Origin of the sequence: Marinobacter salicampi (assembly GCF_011074795.1) — a bacterium.
GTDB classification, from domain to species: domain Bacteria; phylum Pseudomonadota; class Gammaproteobacteria; order Pseudomonadales; family Oleiphilaceae; genus Marinobacter; species Marinobacter salicampi.
In genome coordinates, this window is sequence record NZ_JAAMPF010000018.1 from 386,292 (window position 1) to 402,113 (window position 15,822).

12 protein-coding genes are annotated in these 15,822 nt (G+C 58.6%); 6 read left to right on the forward strand and 6 right to left on the reverse strand.

What is annotated here, in order from left to right; all coding sequences use genetic code 11:
* Positions 1-58: 58 nt before the first annotated feature.
* The 4 genes from G7W63_RS10825 to G7W63_RS10840 all read right to left on the reverse strand — a co-directional run bounded on the left by G7W63_RS10825 (position 59) and on the right by G7W63_RS10840 (position 4,321).
* Positions 59-1,348, reverse strand: coding sequence for a TRAP transporter large permease (locus G7W63_RS10825; RefSeq protein ID WP_166257342.1), 1,290 nt, complete (start codon positions 1,346-1,348; stop codon positions 59-61).
* Entirely contained in the window at positions 1,345-1,890 is a 546-nt protein-coding gene (locus G7W63_RS10830; protein WP_166257345.1) for a TRAP transporter small permease subunit, read from the reverse strand. Before G7W63_RS10830 ends, G7W63_RS10825 begins: the two co-directional genes overlap by 4 nt.
* 134 nt (positions 1,891-2,024) lie before the next feature.
* The gene (locus G7W63_RS10835) at positions 2,025-3,104 is read right to left on the reverse strand and encodes a TRAP transporter substrate-binding protein (RefSeq protein WP_166257348.1); all 1,080 of its coding nucleotides are present in this window, start codon (positions 3,102-3,104) and stop codon (positions 2,025-2,027) included.
* Between the two features lie 185 nt (positions 3,105-3,289).
* A complete protein-coding gene (locus G7W63_RS10840) occupies positions 3,290-4,321 on the reverse strand; it encodes a ChaN family lipoprotein (RefSeq protein WP_166257351.1) in 1,032 nt (343 codons plus the stop codon).
* 154 nt (positions 4,322-4,475) lie between these two features.
* Here G7W63_RS10840 and G7W63_RS10845 point away from each other — a divergent pair, with 154 nt between their 5' ends.
* Positions 4,476-5,396 carry a lysophospholipid acyltransferase family protein gene (locus G7W63_RS10845; RefSeq protein WP_166257354.1) on the forward strand — a complete coding sequence of 307 codons (921 nt, stop codon included), beginning with the start codon at positions 4,476-4,478 and terminating at the stop codon, positions 5,394-5,396.
* Between the two features lie 46 nt (positions 5,397-5,442).
* Here G7W63_RS10845 and G7W63_RS10850 read toward each other — a convergent pair whose 3' ends face one another.
* Positions 5,443-6,483: an acyltransferase family protein gene (locus G7W63_RS10850; protein ID WP_166257357.1), complete on the reverse strand. Its 1,041-nt coding sequence runs from the start codon at positions 6,481-6,483 to the stop codon at positions 5,443-5,445.
* 159 nt (positions 6,484-6,642) lie between these two features.
* Here G7W63_RS10850 and G7W63_RS10855 point away from each other — a divergent pair, with 159 nt between their 5' ends.
* The 5 genes from G7W63_RS10855 (at position 6,643) to G7W63_RS10875 (ending at position 13,921) form a co-directional block, all read left to right on the forward strand.
* A complete protein-coding gene (locus G7W63_RS10855; protein WP_166257360.1) occupies positions 6,643-7,188 on the forward strand; it encodes a macro domain-containing protein in 546 nt (181 codons plus the stop codon).
* 168 nt (positions 7,189-7,356) lie between these two features.
* The gene (locus tag G7W63_RS10860; RefSeq protein ID WP_242634405.1) at positions 7,357-8,169 is read left to right on the forward strand and encodes a DMT family transporter; all 813 of its coding nucleotides are present in this window, start codon (positions 7,357-7,359) and stop codon (positions 8,167-8,169) included.
* 177 nt (positions 8,170-8,346) lie between these two features.
* Positions 8,347-10,296 (forward strand): CASTOR/POLLUX-related putative ion channel, encoded by a 1,950-nt coding sequence (locus tag G7W63_RS10865; RefSeq protein ID WP_166257366.1) that lies wholly within the window; start codon positions 8,347-8,349, stop codon positions 10,294-10,296.
* A 120-nt stretch (positions 10,297-10,416) separates the two neighbouring features.
* On the forward strand, positions 10,417-12,114 hold the full coding sequence (locus tag G7W63_RS10870; RefSeq protein WP_166257369.1) for a cation:proton antiporter: 1,698 nt from the start codon (positions 10,417-10,419) through the stop codon (positions 12,112-12,114).
* Between the two features lie 217 nt (positions 12,115-12,331).
* Positions 12,332-13,921 (forward strand): isocitrate lyase, encoded by a 1,590-nt coding sequence (locus G7W63_RS10875; RefSeq protein ID WP_166257372.1) that lies wholly within the window; start codon positions 12,332-12,334, stop codon positions 13,919-13,921.
* Positions 13,922-14,018: 97 nt separating this feature from the next.
* Here G7W63_RS10875 and G7W63_RS10880 read toward each other — a convergent pair whose 3' ends face one another.
* Positions 14,019-15,815: an ABCB family ABC transporter ATP-binding protein/permease gene (locus G7W63_RS10880; protein ID WP_166257376.1), complete on the reverse strand. Its 1,797-nt coding sequence runs from the start codon at positions 15,813-15,815 to the stop codon at positions 14,019-14,021.
* Positions 15,816-15,822 lie beyond the last annotated feature (7 nt).

The following is a 15,822-nucleotide window of genomic DNA, read 5'->3' on the forward strand; positions in this document are numbered from 1 at the left end:
ATTTTAGAGCAAAAAACCCGGCCTGGGCCGGGTCTATCATTACTTCAGAGCTTCGGACTTAACTGCTCATCCCGAACCAGCCTGGGAATATGAAGAGCATCACCAGCACGAGAATCTGAAGGCCGATAAAGGGCATAACCCCCGTATAGATGTCCGTGGTTCGGACTGCGGGCGGCGATACTCCTTTAAGGTAAAACAGGGCAAACCCGAACGGCGGAGTCAGGAAGCTGGTCTGCAGGTTCATGGCGATCAGAATGGCAAACCACAGCATGTTCAGACCCAGGGCCTCAGCAACCGGCGCCAGTATCGGCACGATGATGAAGGAGATCTCCACAAAATCGATGAAGAAACCCAGAATCAGAATGACCAGCATGGCGAAAATCAGGAATCCCCATTTTTCACCTGGTAGGGAGAGCAGGAACTCCTCCAGAATATAGTCGCCACCGGTGTAACTGAAGGTCATGGAAAAAGCCGTCGCGCCCAGCAGTATTGCAAACACCATGGCGGTTACTTTTACGGTGTCCTGGGCACTTTGCCACATGAGCTTGAAGCTGAACTGCCGGTACGCAACGGCCAGTCCCAGGGCGCCGACACCGCCCAGAGCCGCAGATTCCGTGGGAGTCGCTATGCCTGTGAAGATGGACCCAAGCACGATGGCAATCAACGCCAGCGGCGGGATGATGGCAATCAGCGCCTTGACGATTTCCTGGCTTCGGGTGTCATCATTGATGCGCTTCATCGGCGGCGCCATGTTCGGCTTGAGCAGCGTGAGAATGATGATATAGCCGAGGTAAAGCCCGATTAGTACCGCACCGGGGATAACGGCGGCCCTAAAAAGATCACCCACTGGCAGGCCGAGTACGTCCCCCAGAATGATCAGGATAATGGAAGGCGGCACGATCTGCCCCAGGGTGCCTGAAGCGCAGATGGTGCCGCAGCTGAGCTTCTTGTCGTAACCATGTGCCAGCATGACCGGTAGCGAAATCAGGCCCATGGCGACCACGCTGGCCCCGACAACGCCGGTTGAGGCCGCAAGCAGAGCGCCCACGATGATTGTGGACATGGCCAGACCGCCTGGCAGACCACCGAAGAGGCGTCCCATGGACTCGAGCAATTGCTCTGCAAGTTTGGTCTTCTGAAGTACGATTCCCATGAAAATGAACAGCGGAATCGCCATCAGGACGGTGTTCTGCATGATGCTCATGATACGGAAAGGCATGAACGCAAACAGATCCATGCCTTCAGCAAACACCCCGAACAGCAGGGCAAGACCGCCAAACGTAAAGGCCACGGGAAAGCCGAACATCAGCATCAGAAGAGCGACAACAAACATGACGATACCGATCATGCCAGACCTCCTGCGGATTTATCGCTGGTATAGGATTCGCCCAGCTTCAGTACCCGGATAGCCTGGGTGACCATGCCGAGACCGCTGGTGGCCAGGAAGAATGCTGAAACGGGAAGCAGTGATTTAATGATCCAACGATACGCCAGGCCACCGGGGTCTCCGCTGCCTTCACCAAGTGCGTAGGACTCCACGGTAAAGCTGTAGCCATAATGGATGAGCAGGTAGGAGAACGGAATCACCAGGATAATGGCGCCAATCATGTTGATCCACGCTTTGGTGGCGTCGGTCCAGCGGTCATAGAAGACATCGACCCGGACATGGCCATCGGTTCGCAGGGCGTAAGGGATACCCAGCAGAAAAACGGCGGCGTAGAGGTGCCACTCCATCTCCTGCATGCCGATAGAGACTTCACTGAAGACGTAGCGGGCCAACACGTTGTAGAACACGTTGAAAATCATCAGCACAAAAGCTGCGCTTGCCACCCAGCCGCAAAGGTACGAAATACGCGCCAACAGATTGTCCAGCGCAATGACCCATCGCATATACTTGCCCTCTCGCAGTTACCATCCGCCCCTCGCGCAAGCGACTGTCGGACTGCCTTAAACGAAGTGTGCCGGACAGGCTCAGCTTGAGCATGCCCGGCACTGGTTCACTCTAGTCTAGACGATGGCAGAATCTAGTCTTCGATTTCCGCCATTGTATTCAGGTAGGCCCGCAGGGATATGTCTGTGTAGTTGCGCGCGTTGCGCAGGTACTTTTCCTGGGACTCGATGATCTTCGCCGCTTCCGGGTTGCCCTCGGCCGCTTCTGCCAAGAGCTTGGCGTTGGCCTTGACCATAGCGTTCAGCACCTCATCCGGGAACTTCTTGATCTGGACGTTGGGGTGCTTCTCCTGAATGGTGGCCCAGGCCTTGGAGTTCTCATGGGTTGAATGGATCAGCATGTCGTAGGCTGCCGTGCGCATGGCGACCCTGAGAATTTCCTGGAGGTCAGCAGGGAGCTTATCCCAGGCCTTCTGGTTAATCAGGAACTGCAGCTCGGTGGCGGGCTCGTGCCAGCCGGTGTAGTAATAGTCGGCGATCTGCTGGAAGCCAAGACGAAGGTCAAGGGCCGGGCCGACCCACTCGACCGCATCAATGGTGCCACGTTCGAGGGCGGTGTAAAGCTCGCCCGGTGCAATGTTGGTCGGGTTGACGCCCACTTCGGCAAACACCTCGCCCTGAAACCCGGGAATGCGCATTTTCAGACCCTGGAGGTCTTCAAGGGAATTGATTTCCTTGTTGAACCAGCCGCCCATCTGAACGCCGGTGTTACCGCCAGGAAAAGACAGCATGTTATGGGGCTCGTAGACTTCCTGCATGAGTTCCATGCCGCCGCCGTGATAGAACCAGGCGTATTGCTCATCGGCAGTCATGCCAAAGGGCATGCTGGTGAAAAACAGGGTGTTGGGAACCTTGCCTTTCCAGTAGTAGGACGCGGAATGGCCCATGTCGTACTGGCCGGCCTTGACCATGTCAAAAACGCCCAGAGGCGCTTTATGCTTGTTGGCAGAGTCGATACGGATCGTGAGACGTCCGTCGGACATCTTTTCGACCATTTCGGCCATGCTCTTGGTGGTGTCTCCAAAAATCGGAAAGTTGGGGCCCCAGGTCTCTGCCATCTTCAGGGTGAACTTTTCCTGGGCAAGTGCAGATGTAGACAGCGCAGCCGTCAGCGTGAGCGCCGTGACGGATGCCAGTACAGAACGAATTTTCATAGCTCAGCGTTCCTCATTGTATTTATTGTTGGTTGTGGCGACCGTTTGGCTCAACTGTACCGGTTCAGCCTTGCTGAACCCTTCTCTGAGCCACCCCGTGAGCGACCAGGAAGCCACAAAATATTGCCCGATCAAGCTAGCACGGTTTGTTGCTGGAATGAACTAAAATGCCGGCTCCACTCGACTTAAGTCTTAGTGGTCGGCGCGGTATATCCTGTTGCCTGGCCAGGGCTGTCACAGGCAGGATCGGCCGCTTTGTTGTGGTGGCGCTTCAACATCTCACGTTGGCGTTCGGGGTCGACATAGTCCTTCGGCAATTCCCGGAGCATGTAGAGCTGGTCGCCCTTTTTGGAATCCCCCGGTTTCAGCTCGGGCCTGTCGGGATTGTCAGCAATGACCGGGCTGACGACGCGAATGCTCAGGTCCGGATCACGCCAGGCCAGCGCGGCCACTGTGCCAAGATGTTCTTCACTGTGGAAGGTGCCATTGACATGGATGATCTGCTGACCGGGCCGGGCTCGGTACGCCTCAAGGATGGCCTTCGCCATGGTGTTGTCACGCAGGAGCTGGGCGTGGAAAAGGCGGCCTCCTGCAATGCCACGATTTTGCTGCCCCATGGCGGCGGCGAACTTGTCCTCATAAGCGGGCACTGTAAAGAAAGGCGCCTCCGGCAATTCGGACCGCTCTGAAGGCTCAAGATGATCCAGATAGTCGGCGCCCACCCGACCGACGCAGCGCACCACGTCCGCGGGAGCATTGGCGGCGATCACAGGCAGGGAGTGGCTGCGGGCAAACTCTACCAGGGGGCGGTAGGACGCCCGGTAATTGGGCCAGGCCTCGGCCTCTTCTAACAGTGTCGCTTCACCGATTTCGCCCTTGAGGTACTGGTTGAGGGTGGCCTGGTGCTCAATAGTGAACTGCTCCATGGACAGCACCAGGTCCGGTTGCTGCCTATGGAGTTCAGCTAGCATACGGGCCTGGAAGTAATGGGCTCCGTTGTGGCCGTGGTATTCGCCTATAAAGACCACATCCACATCCGCCAGTTGCTGCACAACCTGCTCAAGAGATTGTGGCTGGCCATCCTTAGCGCTCACGAGGTGAAAGTCGTACAGGCTTTGCAAGGCTTGGGGCTTGTCCAGAGCTCCTTTGCCTGGTCCTGCACAGGCGGGCAGGAACAAAGCCAGCCCAAGTAGCAAAAGTATTGAGCTTTTTGTCATGGTTCTCTCCAGATCCCGCTGCGCCCGGCCGGCGCCAGGGTCAACTGTTTAAAACGCGGCATTTATGTCATTGTGAGCAGATTCCGAAGCGCTCATTCTGACTGTAGTACGTACTGGCTAGCCCTTTTTCCTACCCAAGCAGGCGATTGATCTGATGAGCAAGAGATTCCGCAGACGGACGCGTCCGTTGTGGCACCCGGGCTTCTGGCCTACCTGGATGGTCGTTGCCCTGCTTTTTCTGTTGTCCTGGCTCCCCATGACCCAGAAGCAGCGCTGGGGACGGTCCCTGGGGCTGATGTTGAATAAGCGTCTCAAGTCCCGCCATAAAGTGGCCATGACCAACGTCGCCGCCTGCTTCCCTGAACTCCCGGAAAGCCGGCACAGACAGATTGTGGAGGACTGTTTTGTGGCCTGCAGCCGCGGGTTCCTCGAGAGCACCCACGCCTGGTGGCGGAACACGGCCCCGCAGCAGGACAGCACCGTGTTTGACGGCCTGCAGCATCTCGATGAGGCCATGGCTCGGGGCAGGGGCGTCTTACTGATTGGTGCCCACTACAGTATTTTTGATTTCGCCCTGCCATTGATCGCTTCCAGGCTTAGCAAGCCCGGCTATATGTACCGCCCCAACAACAATCCGATCGTGGACCGGATGATTGAAACCGGTCGCCGGCGTCATTTCAATATACAGCCATTTACCAAACGACAGCTGGGCAGCATGTTGGCCTTTCTCAAGGAGGGTGGCCAGGTTTGGTACGCCTGTGATCAGGACTTCGGGCGCAAGGGTGACCTGTTCACCCCCTTTTTCGGCGTTGAAGCCAACTGCATCAGCACTCCGAGTTACATTGCCCGTGAATCCGGCGCGGCGGTCATCTGTGTCAGCCACCTTCGTACGCCCGATGGCAATTACCAGGTCACCCTGTCACCCATTCAGGAGAGCTTCGGCATTGACGAGCAGGATGACGCTGCCGCCTGGAACGGGTTTATTGAAGCAACTGTCCGTCAGCATCCGGATCAGTACCTGTGGCTTCACAAACGCTTCAAGACACGCCCGGAAGGTGCGCCAACAATATATTGACTCTAAAGTTCTGCAGATCTGCCTCACAGATACCGGTTCGTCATCCTCACAGGGGGCTCACAGGCTCTGTTGGCTTGCGGGCAAGCATGGCTTCCCGGGCGCTCCGGAACCATTGCAGCGCCGGTTTTTCCACCCAGTGATGGGCCGCAATGGCGAGCGCGAAAGCGGTCAGCAGGGCCAGGGCCAGCCCCACCGTGCCGGGCAGGCCCGCTCCGTAGCTCATGGTCATGATGCCGTAGCCAACATTCTGATGAACCAGGTAAAGCGCATAGGATAGCCGGCCAAGCCAGAGCAGTGGGCGGGTGGCAAGCCAGTTCAAGTGTCCGGCGATGGCCAGGGCAAATACCATATAGCAGCCGAGCACAAAGAGGTTGAAGGGGGCCCGGTAGGCGATCAGGCAGTGGCCAACCGCCAGTCCAAGAAGCAATCCCTCACCCACGGGCAGTGAGCCGCGGCTATGCCAGCGGTACAGCAGCATGCCGCTGATGAACAGGGGCGCGTAGCGGGTAAACAGCAACTCCTTCAGGAGAAATTCAAGGCCATCCGGAATAACCCCCCAGTAGATGACCGCCAGATAGCTGACCACCACCCAGAGCCAGAAAATGCGCATTAGCATGGGGCCATTGCCGAGCCAGTAGAACAGTAGGGCGATCCAGGCATAGAAGGTAGCTTCGATGACCAAACTCCAATAGGCCCCGTCCACATGGGCGAAGCCCAGGTATTCGTGGAGCAGGGTCATGTTTACCATGGCCGTGCCCAGCGGCACGGCACGGTCTGCAGGTCCGAGCAGGTGTACCGACAGCATGGTGACAGCGATCCCGAACCAGAGCGCGGGCAGCAGCCTGAAGGCCCGGGCTACAGCAAACCAGCCAGCGGTAGGTGTCCGGGTCAGGGTCATGAATATAACGAAGCCACTGAGCATGAAGAACAGGTGTACGCCATAGCGCCCGAACTCCAGTACCGGCCAGGGCTGGAAACCATGGCCATAGAGTTGGTTGTAATAGGGCGCGTAATGGAACAGCACCACCGCCAGGGCAGCCAGGCCCCGCAAGGCGTCGAGTGCTAGTAGACGGTCGGTCTGAGGCATAGGCGGCTTCACGGCAAAGTGACGGCCGAGTTTAATGATTACTGGCCTGGGTGTCATCAAAGGTGTCACCAGGGTTTCTTGCTGCCCCGGTTGTCCCGGTTGCGGCTGCGCCGTTATGCTGGTGTGATGAAACCACACCAGAACGCAGGAGGGACCGTCATGAGTCAGCGACAGATTCACGGAGTGACCATCGAATGCGTACAAGGCGACATCACCCAGCAGCCTGATATGGCTGCCATAGTGAATGCAGCCAATGCCGAACTGCGAACGGGTGGCGGGGTTGCCGGCGCCATTCACCGGGCAGCCGGACCCGGTCTGGAGGATGAGTGCCACTCTCTGGCACCTATAAGGCCCGGGCAGGCAGTCATCACCGGCGGCCAGAATCTGCCCAACAAGTTCGTGATTCATTGCCTGGGGCCGGTATACGGCGTCGATGAACCTGCTGATGAGCGTCTCGCGGCATGTTACCGCAATGCCATAGCCCTCGCTGAAGAGCACGGCATCCGGAGCCTGGCGTTTCCCGCGATATCCACCGGGGCCTTTGGCTACCCGATGGAGGCCGCAGCCCGAGTCGCTTTCAGCACCTTGCTGAACCTGATCGGTCAGGGCACATCGGTAGCACACATTAGGTTTGTGCTTGCCAGTGAAGGCGACCGCAGCGTTCACGATCTCGCCCTGGGCGCTCTGGCAGATCCGGACGTATAGTTAACCGGCCCGGGGCCCTGGCTGAAAGAAGGATCAGGCTACGACCTTTGAGGGAAGCGCTGTCGCTGAATGGCCACTACACTTGGGTTGCGCTATCTGTTGTTACGTGGCGGAATCTCAGGAGTGGCTGTGACCCAGGTTCGTGCTTTTGTTCTGACTACCCTTGCCATGATCGCATTCGCCGGGAACTCGCTGCTGGGCCGTGCCGCTCTGCGCGAGACCGATATCGATGCGGCCACGTTCACAGCCATTCGACTGATGTCTGGCGCCTTGGTGCTTTGGCTCTTGGTGAATGCCCGGCGGACCAGCGCTTCCGGTCAGGGCAGTTGGCTGTCGGCATTCGCACTGTTCATTTACGCTGCCGCTTTCTCCTTTGCCTACCTCGGTCTGTCTACTGCCACTGGCGCGCTGATCCTGTTCGGGGCGGTGCAGGCGACCATGATCAGTTACGGACTGTGGCAGGGCGACCGGCTTCGGCTGCTGCAATGGCTGGGTTTTCTGCTTGCCTTTGGCGGTCTGGTGGGGCTGTTGCTGCCGGGGCTGACGGCGCCCCCTGTGACCAGCTCGGCACTCATGCTGACTGCCGGGGTGGCCTGGGGGTGCTACTCGCTGCGGGCCAAAGGCGCGGGAGATCCCACCCGGGTTACCGCCGGTAATTTCGCCAGGTCCGTACCTTTCACGCTTCTGCTGAGCATCCTGATGCTCGGCAACTTCAGCCTCGATGGCGCCGGGGCCGCCTATGCCCTTGCTTCTGGTGCCGTTACGTCGGCGCTGGGCTACGCGGTCTGGTACATGGTGCTGCCCGCACTCAAGTCGGCAACAGCGGCCACCGTCCAGTTGAGTGTTCCTGTCATCGCCGCTATCGGAGGGGTTCTGCTGCTGAGTGAACCTCTGACCCTGCGGCTGGTTCTTGCAGGCGTCGCCATACTGGGCGGCATCGGCCTGGTCATTTTTGAGAAACGCCGTGCCGGCGCCCTTTAAACCGCCAACTGCCATCAAATCCTACGTGTGATGCCCGGTTGTCCAATGGGGAGACTCCACACCTATTGCAACTGCGTGCTTGCCGGATACGGTATGATGCTCAGCCCGGGCGTAGGACCTTTTGCTGGTTTCGCGCTCTGGGCACACTGTCTGTAAAGGCCTACCTGGAGCACAGAAATGCTGCGTTTACGTTTTATTGACCGGGTCAAATTCGTGGTGGAACGCCAGCTGGTCAAAGGCGCCGGCTTCCAGCTGCTGGTGGTAGGCGTCTTTATCTTTCTTATATCCCTAGTCGGCGGCCTGCTCGTGATTCCGCTGGGTACGCCCTTTGAGGATGTCGGCGATGCTGTCTGGTGGGCCTTCCTGAGGCTGACGGACCCGGGCTACCTGGGTGACGACGTAGGTAACTGGCAACGGTTTGTGTCGACGCTGCTGACCATCAGCGGCTATGTGGTATTCATGGGCACGCTGGTGGCGATCCTGACCCGCTGGCTGATTGCCAAGATGACAGACCTTGAGCGCGGGCTGACGCCGGTCGCTTTGAGAAATCATGTGGTTGTACTGGGCTGGACCAATCAGACCCTGCCGCTGCTGGCGGAGTTGCTGGGCTCGGAAGGGCGTGTCAGGCGGTTTCTGGAGCGCCACGATACCAGTCGATTGCGTCTGGTGGTGTTGTCCGAAAACGCCTCGGCCCGGCAGGTGCACGAGCTGCGGAATGAGCCGGGCATCGGTCGGCGGGCCCGGCAGATCATCCTGCGGGCGGGGCTGGCGATCCAGCCTGATGCACTGCACCGGGTGGCCTGTCTCGATGCTGCAGCGGTGATCGTGCCCAGCGGTGCCCACGGCCCCAACAGTCTGGTGACCTCCGATGTGGAGACTGTGAAGGCGCTCCTTTCCATTGCTGCCCAGGCCCGCGAATTGGCCGTGCCACTGCCCTTTGTGGTCGCTGAGGTGCAGGATCTGCGCAAAACCCCGGTTATCGAGCGTGCCTACCCCGGTGAGGTTGAGGTGGTTGCCGGAGATGCCACCATCAGTCGCCTGATGACCCAGAACATATTGCACCCGGGCCTGTCCGAAGTTTACAACGAACTGTTGTCATCAGATGACGGTCAGGAGCTGTTTGTCCGCAGTGGTGAACCGGTCGCTGGTATGACCCTTGCCGAAGTAGCGGCCCAACTGCCCCGGGCCATCCTGCTGGGGCTGCTCCAGCCGGGCACCGGGGGCAAGCGCTGGCAGGTCAGACTGCTGGCGCCCTCCGATACCCAGGTAACCGCAGAGGACCGACTTGTCCTCCTGGCGTACGATTACCCGGATACCGAACTCGACAAGAAAGCCGAGCCGCTCAGGATGATCGACCGTCCGGCACCGGAGGCCCGGCTGCCTGCACCGGAACCCCGTACCCACCGGATGCTGATCCTGGGCTGGAACCGGCGGGTAATGAGTCTGATGACAGAGCTGGCCAGCTATCCCTCCCACCGGTTTGACATCGACCTCATCTCGGTCGTGCCGGCGGATGCACGGGAGCGGGACATTGCCGGTTATACCGGGGAGACCGAACGGGTTCGCGTCCGGCACGTGGAGGCTGACTACATGGTAGAAGGGGAGCTTCGCCGCCTTCGGCCCGACACCTACGATTCGGTGCTGTTACTGAGCAGTGACAGGCTGGCTTCCGGGGAGGAGGCCGATGCCCGCACCCTGGTCGGGTATCTGCAGCTGGAAGACATACTCAGCGAGTATACCCGCAGGCCCCAGCTGATCATGGAGCTGAGCGATCCGGACAACCAGTCGCTGCTGAGTGCCAATCAGAGTGAGGTCATTGTCAGTCCCATGATCCTCAGTCACGTGCTGGCCCAGGTGGCCCTGCGGAGGGAACTGGGCGTCGTGTTTGAGGAGCTGTTTACCGAGGGCGGGGCAGAGATACAATTCCGGGATGCCCAGGACTACCCATTGCCGGCCAGTGTCGACTTCCAGTTGCTCCAGCGTATCGTGGCGGAGAGAGGGGAGATCGCCCTGGGGGTGTTTCGCCATGCACCGGATAGCCAGGGTCGGCACCTGATGCTAAGCCCGCCCCGGCGGGATTACCTGGATCTTCAGCCTGGGGACCGTCTGGTGGTATTGTCGGTCTAGCATTTAACTGATTCGGGTCGGGTATCGGGGTTGCTGTAAACGTTATAATGGAGCCCGTACAGCATGTTTATTCAAGAGAACGGCTAACGAAGAGCTGAGTTAACGAAAAGGACTTTCACCATGGCCGAGCTTCTGGCGAGTCATCCGTTCTACGAACTCAGTGTCCTCCTCATGCTGGCCGCAGTGGTCGGGACCCTGGGCCTGATTCTGCGCCAGCCCATGATCGTCAGCTTTATTGCGGTCGGGGTACTGGCGGGGCCATCCGCCCTTGACCTGGTACACTCCCACGCCAAGATTGACCTGCTGGCGGAGCTTGGCATCGCCGTGCTGCTGTTCCTGGTGGGTCTGAAGCTTGACCTCAAGCTGGTGAGGACGCTGGGCTCGGTGGCACTGGCTACAGGCCTGGGGCAGGTGGCCTTTACCACTGTTGTCGGGTTTGGCATAGCCCTGGCCCTGGGCCTGGGGCTCTTGACGTCGCTCTATGTGGCGGTGGCTCTTACCTTTTCCAGTACCATTATTATCGTCAAGCTGCTGACGGACAAGAAAGAGGTTGATTCCCTCCATGGGCGCGTCGCCATCGGTTTTCTCATTGTTCAGGACCTGGTGGTCATCCTTGCGATGCTGGTGCTCTCGGCCTTCGGCATAGGGGCGGAAGAGAGCGGTGGTGCGGGTCCGCTGATCCATGTTCTTCAGGTGCTCGGCTACGGGGTGGCGCTGCTTGTGCTGGTGGGGCTGTTTATCCGGTATCTGGCGGATCCTCTTGTTACCCGGATCGCCCACTCGTCTGAGCTGCTCATTATCTTTGCCATTGCCTGGGCAGCGCTGCTGGCGGCCGTGGCTGACTATGTCGGATTGAGCAAAGAGCTGGGTGGCCTTCTGGCCGGGGTTTCGCTGGCGTCCACCGAATTCCGGGAAGCCATTGTCGCGCGCCTTTCCTCCCTTCGGGACTTCCTGCTGCTGTTTTTCTTCATCTCCCTGGGCACCCAGCTGGATCTGGGCATGCTGGGGGCCCAGCTCTGGCCGGCGCTGGTCTTGTCGGTCTTTGTCCTGGTCGGGAACCCGCTGATTGTTGTCATCATCATGGGCTTCCTTGGTTTCCGGAAGCGCACCGGCTTTCTGGCAGGACTCACCGTTGCCCAGATCAGCGAGTTTTCACTCATTTTTATTGCCATGGGGGTTTCCCTGGGACACCTGAACACGGACGCCCTGGGCCTTGTAACCCTGGTCGGACTTATAACGATCGCACTTTCAGTTTATATGATCAGCTACTCCCAGACGCTTTATCGCTGGTTCGAACCGGCCCTCGGCATTTTCGAGCGCAAGGACCCTTTCCGCGAAGCCGCTGCGGCCGATACCGTCGCATCGCGCCAGCATGATGTGATCCTGTTTGGCCTGGGGCGCTATGGCCGCTCAATGGCGGAGAACCTCCGGCAGGCAGGCCACCGGATACTCGCGGTCGATTTCAATCCGGATGTTGTCCGACGCTGGCGCAAGGCAGGGTTCGACGCCGTCTACGGGGATGCCACAGATGAGGAACTGGTCGGTACCCTGCCACTACAGCATCCGTCCTGGGTTATCTCTGCCATGCCGGAGCATGAGCTGGGTGTCACCCACGGCGACCCCCGACTGGTGTTGATGGCATCCTTGAAGCACCATGGCTATCAGGGCCGGGTGGCCGTCTCCACCAAGAACCCCGAGGAACGGGAAACGTTGTTGCGGGCGGGGGCTCATCTGGTCTTCATGCCGTTCCAGGATGCCGGCCGTCAAGCTGTAGAGATGATTAACAGCTATCCCGAAACCGCTGAAACCAATTATTAATCAAATGCTTGAGGCTGATGTTAGACTTTAGGTCAAGGGTATTCATATAAAAAATGCCGGGAATAGACAATATAAATTTCAATTATGAATTCCCAGGCACTAAAGTAGTCGCCACTGTCAGCGTGCAGCCCATTTTTTGAGCATCCCGCTGGCTCATGGAATCACTTTCATGCCTTCGGCAAAAGCCACGTAAAACCTACGACACAGGATTGAAATCATGCCATACGCAAACGACGTTGATGCCATCGCATCGCTTCTAAAGCAGAACCCCACCTGGAACGCCATCAAGCCCGAGCACGCCGCTCGCATGCGCGCCCAGAACAAATTCAAGACGGGTCTGGATATCGCCAAGTACACCGCCAAGATCATGCGCGAAGACATGGCGAACTATGACAATGATACCTCCCAGTACACCCAGTCCCTGGGTTGCTGGCACGGCTTCATCGGTCAGCAGAAGCTGATCTCCATCAAGAAGCACTTCGGTTCCACCAAGCGTCGTTACCTGTACCTGTCTGGCTGGATGGTCGCAGCCCTGCGCTCCGAATTCGGGCCGCTGCCTGACCAGTCCATGCACGAGAAGACCTCTGTTGCTTCCCTTATCGGTGAGCTGTACACCTTCCTGCGTCAGGCAGATTCCTGGGAACTGAACCACCTGTTCCGTGATCTGGAAGAAGCGAACAAAGCTGGCGACAGCGCCAAGGTCAAGGAACTGGAAGCCAAGATCGACAACCACGAAACTCACGTGGTGCCGATCATCGCCGACATCGACGCCGGCTTCGGTAACGCAGAAGCCACCTACCTGCTGGCCAAGAAGATGATTGAAGCCGGTGCCTGCTGTATCCAGCTTGAAAACCAGGTTTCCGACGAGAAGCAGTGTGGTCACCAGGATGGCAAGGTCACCGTACCCCACGCCGACTTCCTGTCCAAGATCAACGCGGTTCGTCTGGCGTTCCTGGAGCTGGGTGTTGACGACGGCGTTATCGTTGCCCGTACTGACTCCCTGGGTGCAGGCCTGACCCAGAAGATCGCCGTGACCAACGAGCCGGGTGACCTGGGCGACCAGTACAACAGCTTCATCGATGGCGACGTTATCGACAGGGCAGAAGACATCAACAACGGCGACGTTGTGATCAAGCAGAACGGCCAGCTGGTCAAGCCCAAGCGCCTGGCTTCCGGTCTGTTCCAGTTCAAGCCGGGCTCAGGCGAAGACCGCGTGGTTCTGGACTGTATCACCAGCCTCCAGAATGGTGCTGACCTGCTGTGGATCGAAACCGAGAAGCCCCATGTTGGCCAGATCGCCTCCATGGTTAACCGGATCAAGGAAGTTGTGCCCGACGCCAAGCTGGTTTACAACAACAGCCCGTCGTTCAACTGGACCCTGAACTTCCGTCAGCAGGTATTCGATGCCTGGAAAGAAGAAGGCAAGGACGTGTCTGGCTACGAGCGTGCTGACCTGATGAACGTCAAGTACGACGACACCGAACTTGGCAAGCTCGCCGACGAGTGGACTGCCAACTTCCAGCGTGACGGGGCCCGTGAAGCAGGTATCTTCCACCACCTGATCACTCTGCCGACTTACCACACCGCGGCTCTGTCTACCGACAACCTGGCCAAAGGCTACTTCGGTGAAGAAGGCATGCTGGCTTACGTTAAGGGTGTTCAGCGTGAAGAGATCCGTCAGGGTATCGCCACGGTCAGGCACCAGGACATGGCCGGTTCCAACATTGGCGATGACCACAAAGAGTTCTTCGCAGGTGACGCGGCCCTGAAGGCCGGTGGTAAAGACAACACCATGAACCAGTTCTAAAGACCGGTTTGGTTGTCAGCTCCCGGGTTAGCGCGGGAGTAAGCAGAAAAAGGCCACCAGGTTTTCCTGGTGGCCTTTTTCGTTTTATGTGCGTGTATCAGCCGTTTTCAGAGGGCCCTTCTTCACGCTGCTGGATCTGCCAGAGGTTGGCATAGGTGCCATTGCGGGCGAGCAGCTCTTCGTGGCTGCCTTTCTCAACGATCCTGCCATGGCTCATCACCAGAATCACGTCCGCATCCACGACGGTCGAAAGCCGGTGCGCGATCACCAGGCTGGTCTGGCCCCGGGACACTTCCCGTATCGCCTGCAAAATGCCTTGCTCAGATTCGCTGTCCAGAGACGAGGTGGCCTCATCAAATACCAGGATCGGAGGCCGTTTCAGGATGGTCCGGGCGATGGCCACACGCTGTTTTTCACCGCCGCTGAGTTTGAGCCCACGCTCGCCGACCAGGGTTTCCACACCATCGGGCAGATCGGTGATGAACTCATCCAGATGCGCCATTCTAATGGCTTCCATGACCTCCTCGCGACTGGCGTCAATCCTTCCGTAGCGAACATTCTCATAGAGAGTGGAGTTAAACAGCACGGTGTCCTGGGGCACGATGCCGATGGCCCGGCGCAGGGATGCCTGGGACACGTTACGTATATCCTGGCCATCGATACGAATAGCGCCGCCGGTAACGTCATAGAACCGAAACAGCAGTTTGACCACCGTGGACTTGCCCGCGCCACTGCTCCCGACAATAGCGACTTTTTGCCGGGGAAGGACGCGGAAACTGACATCCTGCAGAATGGGGCGGCGTTCGGAATAGCCAAATCGCACCTGTTCGAACTCAATGGCACCATCCGATATCATCAGGTCCGGCGCCCCGGGTGAGTCGGTTACCCCGGGCGCCTGGTCCAGCAGCTCAAACATGCGCTCGATATTGGCGGTGGCGCTCTTGAGCTCCCGGTACACGAAGCCCAGGAAACCCAGGGGTATGAACAGCTGCATGGTGAAGGCGTTGATCAGGACAAAGTCGCCGATGGTGATCTTATCCTTGATAACCTGGTCCGCCGCCAGCACCATCATGGCTGTTACCGCTACTGCAATGATCAGGGCCTGGCCGGCATTCAACATGAAGAGAGAAAGCCGGTTCTTGCGCCGGGCTTGCTCCCAGCGGGCCAGGTCCTCGTCATACCGGTTTGCTTCAAATGATTCGTTACCGAAGTATTTGACGGTTTCGTAGTTGAGCAGGCTGTCCACTGCCCGGGTGTTGCTGGTGGAATCGGCCAGATTGGCTTCGCGCACGAATGCCAGCCGCCAGTTGGTCACAAGCACCGAGAACAGGATGTAACTGGCCACAGCTCCCAGGGTGATGAAAACAAACCCGATGGTGTAGTTGAACAGCAGAATGCCGGTCACCATCGCCAGTTCCACCAGGGTGGGGACGATGTTGAACACCATGATGCGCAACAGAAAGCCGACGCCGGTCACGCCCCTCTCGATATCCCGGGATAGTCCGCCGGTGCGCCGGTTCAGGTGAAAGTCCAATTCCAGGGCGTGGAGGTGCTGGAAGACCTGAAGGCCGATCCGTCGCATGGCCCGCTCGGTAACGCGGCCAAACACGGTATCCCGCAATTCACCGAACAGCGTCGTGGCTAAGCGGGCGGCGCCGTAGGCCAGCAGTAGCCCTAGCGGGAGCGCCAGGGTCATATCCTGGGCAGTTTTGGTGTCGAGACCGTCGACAATGTACTTGAGGATGAACGGCACACCCACTGTGGCTATCTTGGCACCCACCAGACAAAGCATGGCCAGGGCGATACGGCTGCGGTATTCCATCAGGTAGGGCCAGAGGCTCTTCAGCGTCTTCAGGCTGAGCTGTCCCTGAGCCCCTTCCGGTGGCATGGACATGCCGCGC